This is a genomic window from Vibrio sp. JC009, assembly GCF_029016485.1.
Taxonomy (GTDB): Bacteria; Pseudomonadota; Gammaproteobacteria; order Enterobacterales; family Vibrionaceae; genus Vibrio.
Window position 1 is genome coordinate 709,996 of sequence record NZ_CP092106.1, and the last position, 15,730, is coordinate 725,725.

The 15,730-nt window shown below is 46.1% G+C and carries 16 protein-coding genes; 12 read left to right on the plus strand and 4 right to left on the minus strand.

The window, feature by feature from the left end; translation table 11 throughout:
• The first annotated feature begins 267 nt into the window (after positions 1–267).
• The 10 genes from L3Q72_RS03340 (at position 268) to L3Q72_RS03385 (ending at position 11,120) form a co-directional block, all read left to right on the plus strand.
• Positions 268–1,608: a Na(+)-translocating NADH-quinone reductase subunit A gene (locus L3Q72_RS03340; RefSeq protein ID WP_275131263.1), complete on the plus strand. Its 1,341-nt coding sequence runs from the start codon at positions 268–270 to the stop codon at positions 1,606–1,608.
• 3 nt (positions 1,609–1,611) lie between these two features.
• The gene (locus L3Q72_RS03345) at positions 1,612–2,856 is read left to right on the plus strand and encodes an NADH:ubiquinone reductase (Na(+)-transporting) subunit B (protein ID WP_275131264.1); all 1,245 of its coding nucleotides are present in this window, start codon (positions 1,612–1,614) and stop codon (positions 2,854–2,856) included.
• The gene (locus L3Q72_RS03350; protein WP_275131265.1) at positions 2,846–3,616 is read left to right on the plus strand and encodes a Na(+)-translocating NADH-quinone reductase subunit C; all 771 of its coding nucleotides are present in this window, start codon (positions 2,846–2,848) and stop codon (positions 3,614–3,616) included. Before L3Q72_RS03345 ends, L3Q72_RS03350 begins: the two co-directional genes overlap by 11 nt.
• A complete protein-coding gene (locus tag L3Q72_RS03355) occupies positions 3,616–4,251 on the plus strand; it encodes an NADH:ubiquinone reductase (Na(+)-transporting) subunit D (RefSeq protein WP_275131266.1) in 636 nt (211 codons plus the stop codon). The genes L3Q72_RS03350 and L3Q72_RS03355 overlap by 1 nt, the downstream gene beginning before the upstream one ends.
• A gap of 5 nt (positions 4,252–4,256) precedes the next feature.
• The gene (gene nqrE, locus L3Q72_RS03360; RefSeq protein WP_275131267.1) at positions 4,257–4,853 is read left to right on the plus strand and encodes an NADH:ubiquinone reductase (Na(+)-transporting) subunit E; all 597 of its coding nucleotides are present in this window, start codon (positions 4,257–4,259) and stop codon (positions 4,851–4,853) included.
• A gap of 35 nt (positions 4,854–4,888) precedes the next feature.
• Positions 4,889–6,115, plus strand: a complete 1,227-nt coding sequence (gene nqrF, locus L3Q72_RS03365; protein WP_275131268.1) for an NADH:ubiquinone reductase (Na(+)-transporting) subunit F — start codon at positions 4,889–4,891, stop codon at positions 6,113–6,115.
• A gap of 252 nt (positions 6,116–6,367) precedes the next feature.
• Positions 6,368–7,378, plus strand: a complete 1,011-nt coding sequence (locus L3Q72_RS03370) for an FAD:protein FMN transferase (RefSeq protein ID WP_275132064.1) — start codon at positions 6,368–6,370, stop codon at positions 7,376–7,378.
• A 404-nt stretch (positions 7,379–7,782) separates the two neighbouring features.
• On the plus strand, positions 7,783–9,399 hold the full coding sequence (locus L3Q72_RS03375) for a methyl-accepting chemotaxis protein (protein ID WP_275131269.1): 1,617 nt from the start codon (positions 7,783–7,785) through the stop codon (positions 9,397–9,399).
• A 106-nt stretch (positions 9,400–9,505) separates the two neighbouring features.
• On the plus strand, positions 9,506–10,696 hold the full coding sequence (locus L3Q72_RS03380; RefSeq protein ID WP_275131270.1) for a hypothetical protein: 1,191 nt from the start codon (positions 9,506–9,508) through the stop codon (positions 10,694–10,696).
• A gap of 10 nt (positions 10,697–10,706) precedes the next feature.
• Positions 10,707–11,120, plus strand: a complete 414-nt coding sequence (locus tag L3Q72_RS03385) for a phosphate ABC transporter substrate-binding protein (protein WP_275131271.1) — start codon at positions 10,707–10,709, stop codon at positions 11,118–11,120.
• Positions 11,121–11,208: 88 nt separating this feature from the next.
• Here L3Q72_RS03385 and L3Q72_RS03390 read toward each other — a convergent pair whose 3' ends face one another.
• Entirely contained in the window at positions 11,209–12,423 is a 1,215-nt protein-coding gene (locus L3Q72_RS03390; protein ID WP_275131272.1) for a response regulator, read from the minus strand.
• A gap of 105 nt (positions 12,424–12,528) precedes the next feature.
• On the opposite strand from L3Q72_RS03390, the gene dinB reads away from it, so the two are divergent.
• Positions 12,529–13,611: a DNA polymerase IV gene (dinB, locus tag L3Q72_RS03395; RefSeq protein WP_275131273.1), complete on the plus strand. Its 1,083-nt coding sequence runs from the start codon at positions 12,529–12,531 to the stop codon at positions 13,609–13,611.
• Between the two features lie 102 nt (positions 13,612–13,713).
• The gene (locus tag L3Q72_RS03400; RefSeq protein WP_275131274.1) at positions 13,714–14,460 is read left to right on the plus strand and encodes a DUF2884 family protein; all 747 of its coding nucleotides are present in this window, start codon (positions 13,714–13,716) and stop codon (positions 14,458–14,460) included.
• A 39-nt stretch (positions 14,461–14,499) separates the two neighbouring features.
• Here the strand turns inward: L3Q72_RS03400 and L3Q72_RS03405 are convergent, their stop codons facing one another.
• The 3 genes from L3Q72_RS03405 to L3Q72_RS03415 form a co-directional block, all read right to left on the minus strand.
• On the minus strand, positions 14,500–14,691 hold the full coding sequence (locus L3Q72_RS03405; protein ID WP_275131275.1) for a DUF4250 domain-containing protein: 192 nt from the start codon (positions 14,689–14,691) through the stop codon (positions 14,500–14,502).
• Between the two features lie 4 nt (positions 14,692–14,695).
• Positions 14,696–14,899 (minus strand): YaeP family protein, encoded by a 204-nt coding sequence (locus L3Q72_RS03410; protein ID WP_275131276.1) that lies wholly within the window; start codon positions 14,897–14,899, stop codon positions 14,696–14,698.
• Between the two features lie 97 nt (positions 14,900–14,996).
• Positions 14,997–15,689, minus strand: a complete 693-nt coding sequence (locus L3Q72_RS03415; RefSeq protein WP_275131277.1) for a tellurite resistance TerB family protein — start codon at positions 15,687–15,689, stop codon at positions 14,997–14,999.
• Positions 15,690–15,730: the final 41 nt, after the last annotated feature.

Sequence of the window (15,730 nt, forward strand, 5' to 3'; positions counted from 1 at the left end):
GTTCAAAGTTATTACTATTTATTACAGAAGTTGATGCTATATTAAGAAAAATAAAGCATTAATGGCTAAGTTGAGCATGGCAAGCGGCTCTGTAAAAATGCTAAACTGTCAGCTCTGGAAAGCCTCCAGCTAACATAAGTGAAGGCTAATATTTAATAGGATGTTGCGATTTTGGCTCACCGAAAGCCAAGACCGGACACACATTGTCGTGTCTAAAAACTACGCAATCATAAGAATCTTTTTCCCGATAAAATAGTGCAAGTGCGTATGATTACAATAAAGAAGGGCTTAGATCTTCCGATCTCGGGAGCTCCTGCCCAGGTGATTAATGACGGTAAAACCGTCAAAAAAGTCGCCTTGCTTGGCGAAGAGTACGTTGGCATGCGACCTACCATGCATGTTCGCGTTGATGATGAAGTGAAAAAAGGTCAGGTTCTTTTTGCTGATAAGAAGAATCCTGGTGTGGTATTCACTTCTCCTGCAAGTGGTAAAGTTATCGAAATTAATCGTGGCGCAAAACGTGTCCTTCAGTCTGTTGTGATTGAAGTGGCAGGTGATGAGCAGATCACTTTCGATAGCTTCGATGCTAAAGCCATCGCTGAACTTGACCGTGAAACGGTTAAGAAGCAGCTGATTGACTCTGGTGTCTGGACTGCTTTGCGTACTCGTCCGTTTAGCAAGGTTCCGGCTGTTGACTCATCAACTCAGGCGATTTTTGTTACTGCAATGGATACCAATCCATTGGCGGCTGATCCTGAAGTTATTATCAATGAGCAGCAGGAAGCTTTTGTAGCGGGTCTTGATCTGCTATCCACTCTGACTGACGGTAAGGTTTACGTTTGTAAAGGTGAGCACAGCTTACCAAAGAGCGAAAAGCCTAATGTTGAAGAGCATATGTTCGACGGACCGCACCCAGCGGGCCTTGTTGGTACTCATATGCATCACCTGTACCCGGTAAGCATGGAACATGTTGCCTGGGGCATCAACTATCAGGACGTTATCGCGTTCGGTAAGTTGTTCCTGACAGGTGAAATCTACACAGACCGTGTTATTTCTCTTGCGGGTCCTGTCGTTACCACCCCTCGTCTGGTACGTACTCAGCTTGGTGCATGCACCGATGATATCCTTGATGGTGAGCTGATGCCGGGCGAAGTTCGTGCTATCTCAGGAAGCGTTCTTTCCGGTACCAAAGCTTCTGGTCCTCACGCTTACCTTGGCCGTTATCACCAGCAGGTTTCCGTATTGCGCGAAGGTCGCGATAAAGAACTGTTTGGCTGGGCGATGCCGGGTAAAAACAAATTCTCTGTAACTAAGTCTTTCCTTTCTCATCTGTTCAAAGGCCAGCTGTTTAATATGACAACGGCTCTGAACGGTGGTGAGCGTGCCATGGTTCCAATCGGCAACTTTGAAAAAGTACTGCCTCTTGATATGGAAGCGACGCCACTGCTACGTGACCTGTGTGCACGCGATGTGGATAGTGCTCAGCGTCTTGGCTGTCTTGAGCTGGACGAAGAAGATTTAGCATTGTGTACCTATGTATGCCCGGGCAAGTCTGAATACGGAGTAATGCTTCGTGAATGCCTGGAAATCATTGAGAAGGAAGGGTAATCCATGCTTAAAAAGTTATTTGAGGACTTAGAGCCGCATTTTGAATCCGGCGGTAAGTGGGAGAAGTGGTATCCGCTTTTCGAAGCGACTGCGACCCTTTTCTACACTCCGGGTACAGTAACGCCGCGCAGCTCTCACGTTCGTGACAGTGTCGACCTGAAACGTATCATGATCATGGTATGGTTTGCGGTATTCCCGGCTATGTTCTGGGGTATGTACAACTCAGGTCATCAGGCAATTATTGCTCTGAACCATATGTATGAAGGTGCTCAGCTTGCTGAAGTGATTGCAGGCAACTGGCACTACTGGCTGACAGAGGCGATCTGTGGAAGCTTAACCACAGAAGGTGCCGGCTGGCTCACCATGATGTTCCTGGGCGCAACTTACTTCCTGCCAATCTATGCCGTAGTGTTTGCAGTGGGTGGTTTCTGGGAGGTCCTGTTCTGTATCGTTCGCAAGCACGAAGTTAACGAAGGTTTCTTTGTTACTTCTATCCTGTTTGCTCTGATTGTTCCGCCAACGCTGCCACTTTGGCAGGCTGCACTGGGTATCACTTTCGGTGTGGTAGTCGCTAAAGAGATCTTTGGTGGTACTGGCCGTAACTTCCTTAACCCGGCACTGGCTGGTCGTGCATTCCTGTTCTTCGCATACCCTGCGCAGATTTCAGGTGATGTGGTATGGATTGCTGCTGACGGCTTCTCTGGTGCAACGGCGCTTAGCCAGTGGGCACAGGGCGGTATGGGCGCAATCATGCACAACGTGACTGGCGAAACTATCACCTGGATGGATGCTTTCCTTGGTAATATCCCAGGTTCAATCGGTGAAGTTTCAACGCTTGCTCTTATGATTGGTGCGGCAATGATCGTCTACATGGGCATTGCATCATGGCGTATTATCGCTGGTGTCATGATCGGTATGATCGCAACATCCTTCCTGTTCAACATTATCGGCTCTGACACTAACCCAATGTTTGCTATGCCTTGGCACTGGCACCTGGTTCTGGGTGGTTTTGCATTCGGCATGTTCTTTATGGCGACAGACCCGGTATCAGCTTCATTTACTGAGAAAGGTAAGTGGGCATACGGTGCGTTAATCGGTGTTATGTGTGTACTTGTTCGAGTAGTTAACCCGGCTTACCCAGAGGGTATGATGCTGGCGATTCTGTTCGCTAACCTGTTTGCACCACTGTTCGATTACTACGTAGTTGAGAAAAACGTTAAGCGGAGGCAAGCGCGCTATGGCAAGTAATAACGATAGCATTAAGAAAACGCTGACTGTCGTTATCGCGGTAAGTTTAGTGTGCTCGATTGTAGTATCTGCTGCAGCGGTATTCTTACGTGATAAACAACAGGCAAATGCGGTTCTGGATAAGCAGAAAAACATCGTTGCGGTTGCGGGTCTTGAAGGCAAAGAAGGCACGGTTCCTGAGCTGTTTGCCCAGTACATTGAGCCTCGTATTGTTGATTTTGCAACGGGTGAGTTCATTGAAGGCGATGCGGCTGCTTACAACCAGCGCAACGCGGCTAAAGATCCTAAGCAGTCAGTGAAACTGAGCGGTGATCAGGATCTGGCTAAGATTCTTCGTCGTGCAAACCAGGGTCTGGTTTATCTGGTTAAAGAAGGCAATGACGTTTCTAAGGTTATCCTTCCTGTTCACGGTAACGGTCTGTGGTCAATGATGTACGCTTTTGTTGCGGTTGAGACTGACGGCAACACAGTGGCGGGTATCACTTACTACGAGCAGGGTGAAACTCCCGGACTTGGTGGTGAGATTGAAAACCCACGCTGGCGTGCACAGTTTGTTGGCAAGAAACTGTTTGATGAAAACAACAAGCCGGCAATCAGAATCGTTAAGGGCGGTGCTCAGCCTGGAGATATCCATGGTGTAGACGGCCTGTCTGGTGCAACTCTGACCGCAAATGGCGTTCAGGGTACATTCGACTTCTGGTTAGGCGAAATGGGCTTTGGTCCGTTCCTGGCTAAAGTGCGTGATGGAGGACTGAAATAATGTCTGTAGATGTTAAAGAGATGAAAAGTCATCTGGTTACTCCAATCATGGACAACAACCCGATTGCCCTTCAGGTATTGGGTGTATGTTCTGCACTGGCGGTAACCACTAAGCTGGAAACAGCGTTTGTAATGACGCTGGCGGTTATCTTTGTAACGGCATTTTCCAACTTCTTCGTATCCCTGATCCGTAACCATATTCCTAACAGTGTGCGTATCATCATTCAGATGGCCATTATCGCATCACTGGTAATCGTGGTTGACCAGGTGCTTAAAGCGTATCTTTACGATATCTCTAAGCAGCTGTCGGTATTCGTTGGTCTGATTATCACCAACTGTATCGTAATGGGTCGTGCAGAAGCTTACGCAATGAAGTCTGAACCACTACCGTCTCTTATCGATGGTATCGGTAACGGTCTGGGTTACGGCTTTGTTCTGATTACTGTTGGTTTCTTCCGTGAGCTGTTTGGTTCTGGCAAGCTGTTTGGTATGGAGGTTTTCCCTCTTGTATCAGAAGGCGGCTGGTATCAGCCAAACGGTATGATGCTTCTGGCACCATCAGCGTTCTTCCTGATTGGTTTTATGATTTGGGTTATCCGTATCATCAAGCCAGAGCAGATCGAAGCGAAGGAGTAATCTGAATGGAACATTATATTAGCTTGCTTGTTCGTTCGATTTTTATCGAGAACTTAGCACTATCATTCTTCTTAGGTATGTGTACATTCCTTGCGGTATCTAAGAAAGTTAAAACCTCTTTTGGTCTGGGTGTCGCGGTAATCGTAGTACTGACAATTGCAGTACCTGTGAACAACGTGCTTTACAACCTGATCCTGAAAGATAGTGCATTGGTTGAAGGTGTGGACTTAAGCTTCCTTAACTTCATTACCTTTATCGGTGTTATTGCCGCATTGGTACAGATTCTGGAAATGGTCCTGGACCGCTTCTTCCCGCCTCTGTACAACGCACTGGGTATCTTCCTGCCGCTAATCACAGTTAACTGTGCGATTTTCGGTGGCGTATCCTTTATGGTTCAGCGTGACTACAACTTCGCAGAATCTGTAGTATACGGTCTGGGTTCAGGTATTGGCTGGATGCTGGCGATTGTTGCTCTTGCGGGTATCCGTGAGAAGATGAAGTACTCTGATGTACCTCCTGGCCTTCGTGGTCTGGGCATCACCTTCATTACGACAGGTCTTATGGCGTTAGGCTTTATGTCTTTCTCTGGTGTTCAACTGTAAGTCGGGTAAACGACACAATAAATAAGGAATAGTTAATGGAAAGCATTATCCTTGGTGTAGTGATGTTTACCGTGATTGTACTGGCACTGGTTTTAATCATTCTTATGGCTAAATCCAAGCTGGTACCATCGGGTGACGTTACAATTACCGTAAATGGCGATCCAGAGAAAAGCTTTGTGACTTCTCCTGGTGATAAGCTGCTTGGTGCGATGGCTGGTAACGGTATCTTCGTATCATCTGCTTGTGGTGGCGGTGGCTCATGTGGTCAGTGCCGTGTGAAGGTGAAATCTGGTGGCGGTGATATCCTGCCGACAGAGCTTGACCACATCACTAAAGGTGAAGCGCGTGAAGGTGAGCGTCTGGCGTGTCAGGTTGCTGTGAAATCTGACATGGATATCGAGCTGCCTGAAGAGATCTTCGGTGTTAAGAAGTGGGAATGTGAAGTTCTTTCTAACGACAACGAAGCAACCTTCATCAAAGAGCTGGTGCTTAAGATCCCTGAGGGTGAAGAAGTACCGTTCCGTGCGGGTGGTTATATCCAGATTGAAGCTGAGCCTCATCACATCAAATACTCTGACTTTGATGTGCCTGATGAGTACCGCGAAGACTGGGATAAGTTTGATCTGTTCCGTTATGAGTCTATCGTGAAAGAGCACTCAATCCGTGCTTACTCAATGGCTTCATACCCGGATGAGAAGGGTCTTATCAAGCTGAACGTTCGTATTGCCACTCCGCCGCCAAATGCGCCGGATGCGCCTCCGGGCGTGATGTCTTCTTACATCTGGTCACTTAAGGCTGGTGATAAGTGTACGATTTCTGGTCCGTTTGGTGAGTTCTTCGCTAAAGAGACGGATAACGAGATGGTATTTATCGGTGGTGGTGCAGGTATGGCGCCTATGCGTTCGCATATCTTTGACCAGCTGCTGCGTCTTAAGTCTAAGCGTAAGATGTCTTACTGGTACGGTGCACGTTCTAAGCGTGAAATGTTCTACATTGAAGATTTCGATAAGCTGCAGGCTGAGAACGATAACTTCGTTTGGCACTGTGCGCTGTCTGATCCTCTTCCAGAGGACAACTGGGACGGCTACACCGGCTTTATCCACAATGTAATTTATGAGAACTATCTGAAGGATCATGAAGCGCCTGAAGATTGTGAATACTACATGTGTGGTCCTCCAATGATGAACGCAGCCGTTATCGGTATGCTGAAGGATCTTGGTGTTGAGGATGAGAACATCCTGCTTGATGACTTCGGTGGTTAATTAGTTTTTACGACTGATGCGAAATTTAATGGCTGACCTCTTTGGGTCAGCCATTTGTTTTTTATATACTATCTGCGCATTGGAAATAGATATGGGTATGGTTGCGCAAAACGCTCGGGCCATCCATGGGCGCTCAAACTTCGCCGTCCCTGGCGAAGTATGTTTGCTCCACCATACCCACATCTATTTCCATTCAACCTTTGGGCGAACAAAATCAGGAGCATGGCAGTGAAGCCAATTTCTACCTATTTCATGCAATTCAAAACAGTAGTTGCAATTTTATGTTCAATTCTGGTGCTTAGCGCATGCAGCGAAAGCCGCCAGCAGATCCACCTTTCAGGCCCGACGATGGGCACGACTTATAACATCAAGTATTTTGCCGGGGATAAAACGCCTGCATCGGAAGCCTTGCAGAAGGTGATTGATGAAAAACTTGAGCTGGTGAATGACCAGATGTCAACTTACCGCAAAAGTTCTGAGCTAAGCCGCTTTAATCAATACAAGGGTTCGGAGCCGTTTGAGGTTTCAAAGGAGACGGCCTATGTGACTCAGGAAGCGGTTAGGCTGAATAAGCTAACCCTTGGTGCTCTGGATGTGACCGTTGGTCCTCTGGTTAACCTGTGGGGCTTTGGACCGGAAGCGCGTCCTGAAGTTGTGCCAACGGATGAAGAGCTGGCGGCACGCCGTGCAATTGTGGGGATTGAGCACCTGACGGTAACGGAAAACTCTTTGGCAAAATCTATTCCGGATCTTTATGTAGACTTGTCTACGATTGCTAAGGGCTGGGGTGTGGATGTGATTGCTGACTATCTGGAGTCACAGGGCATTATTGATTATATGGTCGAGATCGGCGGCGAGATTCGCCTGAAGGGCGTAAACAGCGAAAAGGTAAAATGGCGTATTGCGATTGAAAAGCCTGATGTTAATGAGCGCGCTATTCAGGAAATCATTGAGCCTGGTGATATGGCTATTGCGACCTCGGGTGATTACCGCAACTACTTTGAGCGTGATGGTATCCGTTACTCCCATATCATTGAGCCAAAAACCGGTAAGCCTATCAGCCATAAAGTTGTTTCTGTTACGGCGCTTCATCCATCCTGTATGACGGCTGACGGTCTTGCAACCGGCCTGATGGTGCTTGGTGAAGAAACGGGAATAAAAGTCGCTAACGAAAATAACATTCCAGTCTTTATGGTAGTTAAAACTAAAGAAGGCTTTAAGGAAGTGTATTCTGATGCGTTTTCTAAGTTTCTGAACAAATAAGTTATATCTGCTGAGATTGGTATTACACATTGGCAGCCATATTTGGCTGCCTCTCATCTTGTTGCTTTCCCTTAATTGAAAAACAATTCCTCTTCCGTCTTACGCTACGAACTTCCGCTTTGCACTCTAATATTGGCTCATTATTGGTTTTGCGGCTCATTTTAATTGTGTTGTATATTTTTAGTGAATAAGTTTGCTTTAGTGCAAAAGCATAACCAATAGATCAAAATAGCAACAGAATGCGTGCCCCTATCACACTATTTGCCTATTCTGTTTACTGATTGGACCACTTTTGGTATCCATTAATCTAATCCACCTGTTTCTTTTCTGGCTTAGATTATTAGCTGGAATGCATTATTAAAATAAGGGTGAAAACAATCGGTGTCCTTTGGGTTGGGGAAATTATGCGGCTTGGCTTAAATCTGAAAATCAGTCATAGAATTGTACTTATGGCTTTGTCGGCAATTGTAGGATTTGTTCTATTTTTTGCTTATCAACAATACCTTGTTAACCAGACAGAAAAAAATGTTCTGTTGCTACAGGATGAATATACACCGGTTCTGGAGCTGTTAAATTCAGCCAGGGAAGGGGTTACCGATATTGAGCGTAATCTTGAAGGTGCCGTTACTACCGCAGAAGAAGAGTTCATTGATGAAGCGAAGTCAGAGGTAGAGCGGGTAGAGGCAGTTTTGCGTGAAATTGAGTCTAAAGGTACTAAGTTAGGCTTATCTCAACAGTTAATTCCCCTGTTTAAGAGTTATACCGACAACAAGTTTTTCGTGGCAACGTCGCTTTTGCAGGATGATTATGATTTTGAAGTGCTCGGAGAGCGCTCTCAGCAAGCAAACAGTACCCTTTATTCTCTGGAAGAAGAAATTGATAAGTGCGTGGAAGTTGTCCATCAGGGCTCGGCGGACATTGTTACTCACCTGCTAAAGACTAATGAAGACAGCCGGGTTATCGGATTGACCATGGGAGCGATTTTAGTGGCTCTGATGATGATATCCGGATACTTGCTCAAGTTAAGTATTCTTAAGTCGGTGAAGCGTGTTACCCGCTCTATGAGGGATATTGTTGAAGGTGAGGGCGATCTGACCAGACGTGTTAGCTATGAGGGCCGTGATGAACTTGCAGAGCTGGTGCATTGGTTTAATGAGTTTATCGCTAAAATGCATACCAGTATTTCTTCAACTCAGGAAACGATTGCCACCCTTGAGTGTGTTTCTGTAAAACTTGCCGAAACCAGCCAGAGCAGTACCAGTCTGATCCAGTCTCAGGAATCAGCGATGAAATCCGTATCCGGTTCGATACAGGATCTTACCAGCAGTGTTGAAGCCGTTGCAGATAATGCCGCCACCGCTTCCTCACAAGCCTCCCATGCCAACGATGCGGCTCAGTTAAGTACTGATGTCGTATACAACACCGTGGGTTCAATCGAAGAGCTGGCTCAGCATGTCAATGATTCAGCCAATATGGTGAATGAATTTGAAGCACTTGCCAATGATGCCGGAGAGATTCTGGGAACCATCAGCAGCATAGCTGATCAGACAAACCTTCTTGCTTTGAATGCTGCTATAGAAGCCGCCCGGGCCGGTGAGCAAGGGCGTGGATTTGCAGTTGTGGCCGATGAAGTGAGGGCGTTAGCTTCAAGAACACAGGCTTCTACCTCCGAGATACAAAGAGTGCTTGAGGAAATTCAGAAGGGCGCAACGGCTGTTGTTAAAGCGATGAACTCAGGTCAGGGCGCAGCTTCAGTGACTGTCGATGAGTCAGGTAAGGCCGGACAGTCTCTACGGGAGATTACCGAGAAGGTGGAAAGCATCCTTGCTCTGAACAGGCAGATAGCGGAAGCGACCGATGAACAGAGAAGTACTTACCATACGATGTCTGCATATATTCAGAATGTGGATGAAGTATCTGTGTCCGTCAGAGATGGGGCGATGGAGATCTATCAGGTAAGTGAAGAGATTCAGAAGGTAACTAAGAATCTGACCGGGGTTCTTGGGCAGTACAAAGTATAGGAGCAGGAGTTAAGAGCTTAGAGAATAGCTCTCCGGTTAATTAGCAGTGTTGGAAGGTTGAAAGCGGTGCTTCAGGTAGCGCGTAAAATAATAATTAGAGGTAAGAATGATAATAAAAAACTATGTTGCCCCGGCGTTGATGTTGGCTTCAGGGCTGGCAGTGGCTGGTGATTCTGTTGATGAGCGTATCGCCAATCTGGAAAATGAGATTCAGATGCTGAAGAGTCAGTCTTCAGAAAGCATTCTGGATCGGGTAAGTGTGAACGGTTTTTTCAGTGCGGGAATGACCCGATCTGATAATGATGTTGGTTATGCAGGTACTGAAAGCAGCTATGAATTTGAATCTCTGAGCCTGCTGGGTCTTCAGGCTGAGTTTGCTGCGGGAGAGGAAACCAGCGTTATCACTCAGTTGATCGCTCGTGGAAGCGATGATTTTGACCCTGAGTTTGAATGGGCCTATATCAGGCATACCTTTGACAACTATGTTACGGCCAGAGCAGGTAAACTGCGCGTGCCTTTGTACATGTATTCAGACTATTTAGATGTCGGCTATTCCCAACCCTGGGTAAGGCCACCAGAAGAGGTTTACGGTACGGTGCCGTTTAATGCTTATCTGGGTGTGGATCTTGCCTATGATGTTGAGTTTGACGATTCAACTCTCTCTTTGCAGGCGTTTGGAGGGCGAGCAGAAGAGTCGGGGATCGAGTTTGACTCTGTATATGGTGCCAGTGCCAGCTGGAGTTATGAAGAGTGGCTGCTTCGTGGTGTTTACGGTTATACAGAGATTACGGTTTCAGACAGCAGCAATCCGGTGGGTTCAGTTATCGAAGATGGTTCGAAATCGAATTTCTATGGCCTGGGGCTTAGCTATGATGATGGAGAGCTGCTGTTTGTCAGTGAGCTGACAAGGGTGAAAGTAGACGGGCAATACTCTGATACCGACTCTGGTTATGCAACCTTAGGTTATCGTTTTGGTCAGTGGATGCCATATATAAGCTACGCCAGGATGGAAACGACAGATAATGAGGAACGGGTAGGAGAGACAGTTTCCGTAAATGGAATAACAATACCGACTTCATTGCTGGCTGATGCTGAGCACGACGCGTACTCTGTCGGTGTCCGTTATGAGCTGAGTTCCAGTATTGCGATAAAGGCGGATGCCACACTGATTGATAATTTCAATGGAACAACCGGGATTATTAACAATAGCTTGCCTGCAAGAAATATCAGTTCGTCTTTACAACCGGAAGAGGATAGCTCAGTGGTTTATGCTGTCCGGTTAGACTGTGTATTCTAAGGAGTGGAACATGATGAAAAAATTAATGTTAGCACTTGGAATTATGCTTTGCTCTGTGTCCGTTTTTGCAGAGCCGGTTGTGGTTGGTAATCCTTCTGGTGTTGATCAGCTTAATGCAAAAGAAGTGAAAAAGTTATTTCTGGGAAAGCTAAAAAAACTGCCCAACGGGGCTAAGCCAGTGATTGTCGAGTACTCGGATGGGACCCCGATAAAAGAGGCGTTCCACTTAAAGGCAACTAAAAAGTCAGAGTCTCAGCTCAAAGCATACTGGGCACAGTTGGTGTTCAGAGGAAAAGCGAAACCGCCAAAGGCTGTTGATTCTGCAGCAGCGGTGATTGCCGAAGTGAGTAACAATCCGGCTGCGGTGGGTTATATTGATTCAACTGAAGTGACAGATTCGGTGAAAGTGATATTTACACCATAGCCTCACATCACCAGGCATCCGGAGCGGATGCCTGGTGACCTTATACCAATCCCAGCAATCGCTGAACAGCTAATTACTGGTATTGGTATTATGAGGAAATCAGCTGATTTCTTCCTGACTTTTTGGCCTGATACAAACGTTCATCGGCAATACTCATCATAGTATCAATATTTCTTTTAGCCTTTGTGGCTCCGATGCTGATAGTCACCCTGATTTCAGAGTTTCCGAAGGGGATTGCGGTGTTTTCTATCCGTGTGCGCAGATGTTCAAGGCGTTTAACAAAGGAGTCAAAATCACCGTAATTGACAACACAGAACTCCTCTCCGCCAACGCGGGCTGCAAGGTCATCATTAAAATAGATGGTGATAATATGGCTTACGGTTCGGAGTGCCTGATCGCCGCCTTCATGACCGAACTTATCGTTGATCTTCTTAAAAAAGTCGATATCCATCATAGCAACATTGCACTGCTCTTTTGATGTATCTGCATGCTGGAACAGGTAGCGGCGGTTCCATAAACCGGTAAGTGAATCCTGGTTTGCCATCTTATACAGTTCATCACTGCTGTCTTTCATGTTCAGCAGGTTCTGAACCCGGCAGAACAACTCTTCCTGATTAAAGGGCTTTTTCAGATAGTCATTGGCACCGGCTTTCAAGAACTTTGCTGTCAGTGATTCAGATTCGGTCCCGGAAAGCCCCAGAATCACGAGCTGGTTTCTGTCGTATTTTCTTCTCAGCTCCCGTGTCATGGTTATGCCGTCTTTTACCGGCATATTGTGGTCAGTGATAATAAAAGTAATATCCGGGTTTTCTTTCATCTTCTGGATAGCCTGTTCGCCGTTTTCTGCCTGAACAGTCCTGATATACTGATGCTCCAGAAGCTGAACCAGGCGGTGTCGTATCGGTCTTGAATCATCCACAACCAGCGCTTTGTGCCATTTGTTTTTATTTAGCCGGTTGAGCAGAGTCAGAAGATAGGTAACCGAGGAGATATTTTCTTTTATTATGTAGTCAACTATGCCTTTGGCAATAAAATGCTGCCTGATCTGGTCATCAAAGTTGGCAGTAATAACGATCACTTTCAAATCATATTGATGCGCCAGATCGACGATTTCACCATCTTCTGCATCGGGCAGGCAAAGATCCGTCACAGCACATAAAAAGTTGGTTTCATGCTGCATAATTTCCTTGGCCTGAGCATAGGTTTTCGCTTGCACAACCTCATAGTTTAAGGTGGCAATCTGGCTGGCAAGGTAGTTGCGATATGTCTCACTGTCTTCAACAATCAGTACTTTTTCCTGCATAATAGACCTAAAAGAGTCGTTCTTTAATTAGTTGGCTTTGTTATATAAGAATAAACTATCATTTTGATGATGGTAAGATAAGTCGTCGTTACCGTAATTATTGTCATGGCAGAAATTAAACAGATACTCCGTAAAATCATTCATGTGGATATGGACTGCTTCTATGCCGCAGTCGAGATGCGTGACAATCCGAAATACAGAAATATCCCGCTTGCGGTGGGCGGAAGTGAACGCCAGCGCGGGGTGCTCAGCACCTGTAATTATGAAGCGCGTAAATACGGTGTACGCTCAGCGATGCCAACGGCAAAAGCGATTCAGCTCTGCCCTGATCTGGTGGTTGTTCCGGGCCGGATGGAGGTTTATAAGTCGGTATCAAAACAGATTCGGGCTATTTTTGAGCGTTACACTCTGATTATTGAGCCCTTGTCACTGGATGAAGCCTTTCTTGATGTCACCAACTGTTCTTTATGCCACGGCTCTGCAACTCTGATAGCAGAGGCCATCCGAAAAGATATATGCAATGAACTTCAACTGACAGCGTCCGCTGGTGTTGCTCCGCTTAAGTTTCTGGCTAAAGTTGCTTCGGATATGAATAAGCCTGACGGGCAGTTTGTGATCCCTCCTGAAGAGGTTCAGAACGTGATTGATAAACTTCCTCTGGAGAAGATTCCCGGGGTAGGAAAGGTGAGCCTGGAAAGGTTGCATCAGGCCGGCTTTTTTATCGGGGAAGATATAAAAAATAGCGACTACCGCGAACTGCTGAGGAAGTTTGGCAAAATGGGTGAATCGCTCTGGAAGCGCTGTCATGGTATTGATAACCGGGAAGTGGTTACCGAAAGAGAAAGAAAATCGGTTGGGGTTGAAAGAACCTTTACCCGCAATATTTCAACTTTTGATGAGTGCTGGCAGGTCATTGAAAGTAAGTTGTATCCTGAGCTGGATCGCCGGCTGACAAAGGCAAGCCCGGAACGAGCCATCATCAAGCAGGGCATTAAAGTGAAATTCGCCGATTTTCAGTTGACGACAATCGAGCACAACCATAAAGCACTTGATTTGGAGTATTTCAGAGAACTGCTCACCGATGTTCTGAAGCGTCAGAAAGGGCGGGAAATCCGGCTGCTGGGGCTTAACGTTATGCTGAAACCTGAAGAAGAGGTAAAACAGCTGACTTTAGAGCTAGAGCCATAAACTGACAGAATATTTACAGTATGAAATATAATTATCTGATAGGGTTTCCGGTAAGCTATTTTTCGGTAAGCTAAAGAGCAGTAAGTGAGATTTGAGGTTGTTATGAAGAAGTTTGGTTTGCTATTGGTATTACTTTTCAGTGGCACGCTGTATGCTCAGCCCCAGTGCAAAGTGGATATACAGAATGAAGTTCACCTTGATGGCGAACAGGTGGAAATCTATCAGCAGGATCAGACTAAGGTGCTGATTGATGAGAACAGTAACCTGTTTATTGACGGAGAAGCTTTGAACCTGACTCCGGTACAAAAAGAGGCGCTTGAGGCTTACAGGGCCGGTATGAATGAGTACCTGCCAAGAGCAAAGGAAATTGGCAGAGAAGCTTTAGAGCTGGTGAAAAATGTGCTTGATGAGCTTGCCATGAGCTTTAATAACTCAGAAGCTTTTAATGATCTAAAGTCAGCTTTAGAAGCGTTTTTGGGCAAGATAGAGAAGCGCTATTTTAACGACAACGAAATGGTTCTGCAGGAAGCGGCGTTTGGTGATGCCTATAAAAATTGGCGGCAGGATTTTGCTGATGCACGTGAAACCTTTAATGCTGAGTTCTTTTCAAGCGCATTTGATCTTGTGTCGGAGAGCATGAAGCAGGAAGGCGGGCTGAACCTTACGGCATTAAAAGAGCAGCTGACACAGCTCCAGACTAAGCTGAGCGGAAAACTGATTGATAACTCTTCTGAGATCAAAAAGGAAGCGAAGCAGTACTGTGACGATCTGGAAAAAATGGCTGAAGAAGAGAAAATGCTTCACGAGAAAATCCCTGAGCTTAAGGATTATCAGGTGTTTCTGATTTAAAAAAGGGGCTGAAAAGCCCCTTTATCATATCTGTTGTTCTTATCTGAACTGCTTAGTTTCTGGCAAAAACTCAAAACCGGCGGTAGCTAATTTTGCCTCTAATGCCGCACGGTCAATATCGAAAAACTTAACCAGTTCATCTAAATCGCCGTTGAAGTCATCACGCAGTTTAAGATTGATTATGCTCATCAGCATAACCGTGTCCATGGTTTCAAAGTTTGCCAGATCCATAGAATTAATCCTCGTAATCAGAGATAAGCAGGTTCGCCGCTGCAAATGCCGCTTTTTCGCGGGTTTCCTGAGGCAGACTGGTATCGGCAGCAATATCGTTCAGAGTTTTTACCGCACAGGTAATTGCCTGAGGGATATAACCCTGATCACCACTGCCAATCAGTGAATAGAGTTCGCGAACTAAGTCGCAACAGTCATAAACTTTCATAGATACTTTCCGTAAGAAATGAGAACTGCTCTCAATATACACTTGAGAGCAGTTAAAGACAAAGGCTTACAAACAGAATCTGAGCCTTTTAAGTGCCTTATTGTGTCACCTGACTTTCCAGCCGATGCACTAACTCATCTTCAAGTCTGAGCTGAGATGCCAGCTCTTTCAGATAGGCCTTCTCCATAAAATTCTGCTCGTCCACAACAATAAGCGAAGCCAGATAAATCTCGGAAGCCTGCTGTGGAGTGGTTGCAGCTCTGGCTACTTCAGAAGGATCCAGCGGTTTGTTCAGCTCTTCTGTCACCAACTGGCTTACGGCATCATCTGCACCCATGGCAGAAACTGCCTGCTGTATCTTTTCCTGCTCTTGGCTATCTACGTGACCATCGGCTTTCGCAGCTGCAATCATGGCTTTTAAGATAAGGATACTGTGCTGGTTTTCATCGAATGTGGCTTCAGCCGGAGATATTTCTGCCGCTGAAGAAGGTGCTGAGCCGGAGTCAGGGCTGTTTTGTCCGGCCTGCCAGTCGTTGTAAACCTTATATGCCAGTGCGCCCAGCGCGGCGGCTCCGCCTACACCTGCTACCTTCTTCGTCATCTTTCTGGCTTTCTTTGAGCCCATCAGCAGACCAATTAAACCACCACCAACGGCACCAGCTCCTAACGCGGACAGATTGTTTTTATTGGCGATATCACCCATACCGGATGTGCTTTGCTTGAGGGTTTGTGAGCCCTGTTTAACCAGATCTGAATTGAGTGCCTGATTGAGTAAGCTTTTAAGATCCATTCAACTCTCCTGTATCGGTATAGATATGATTTTTATCAGTA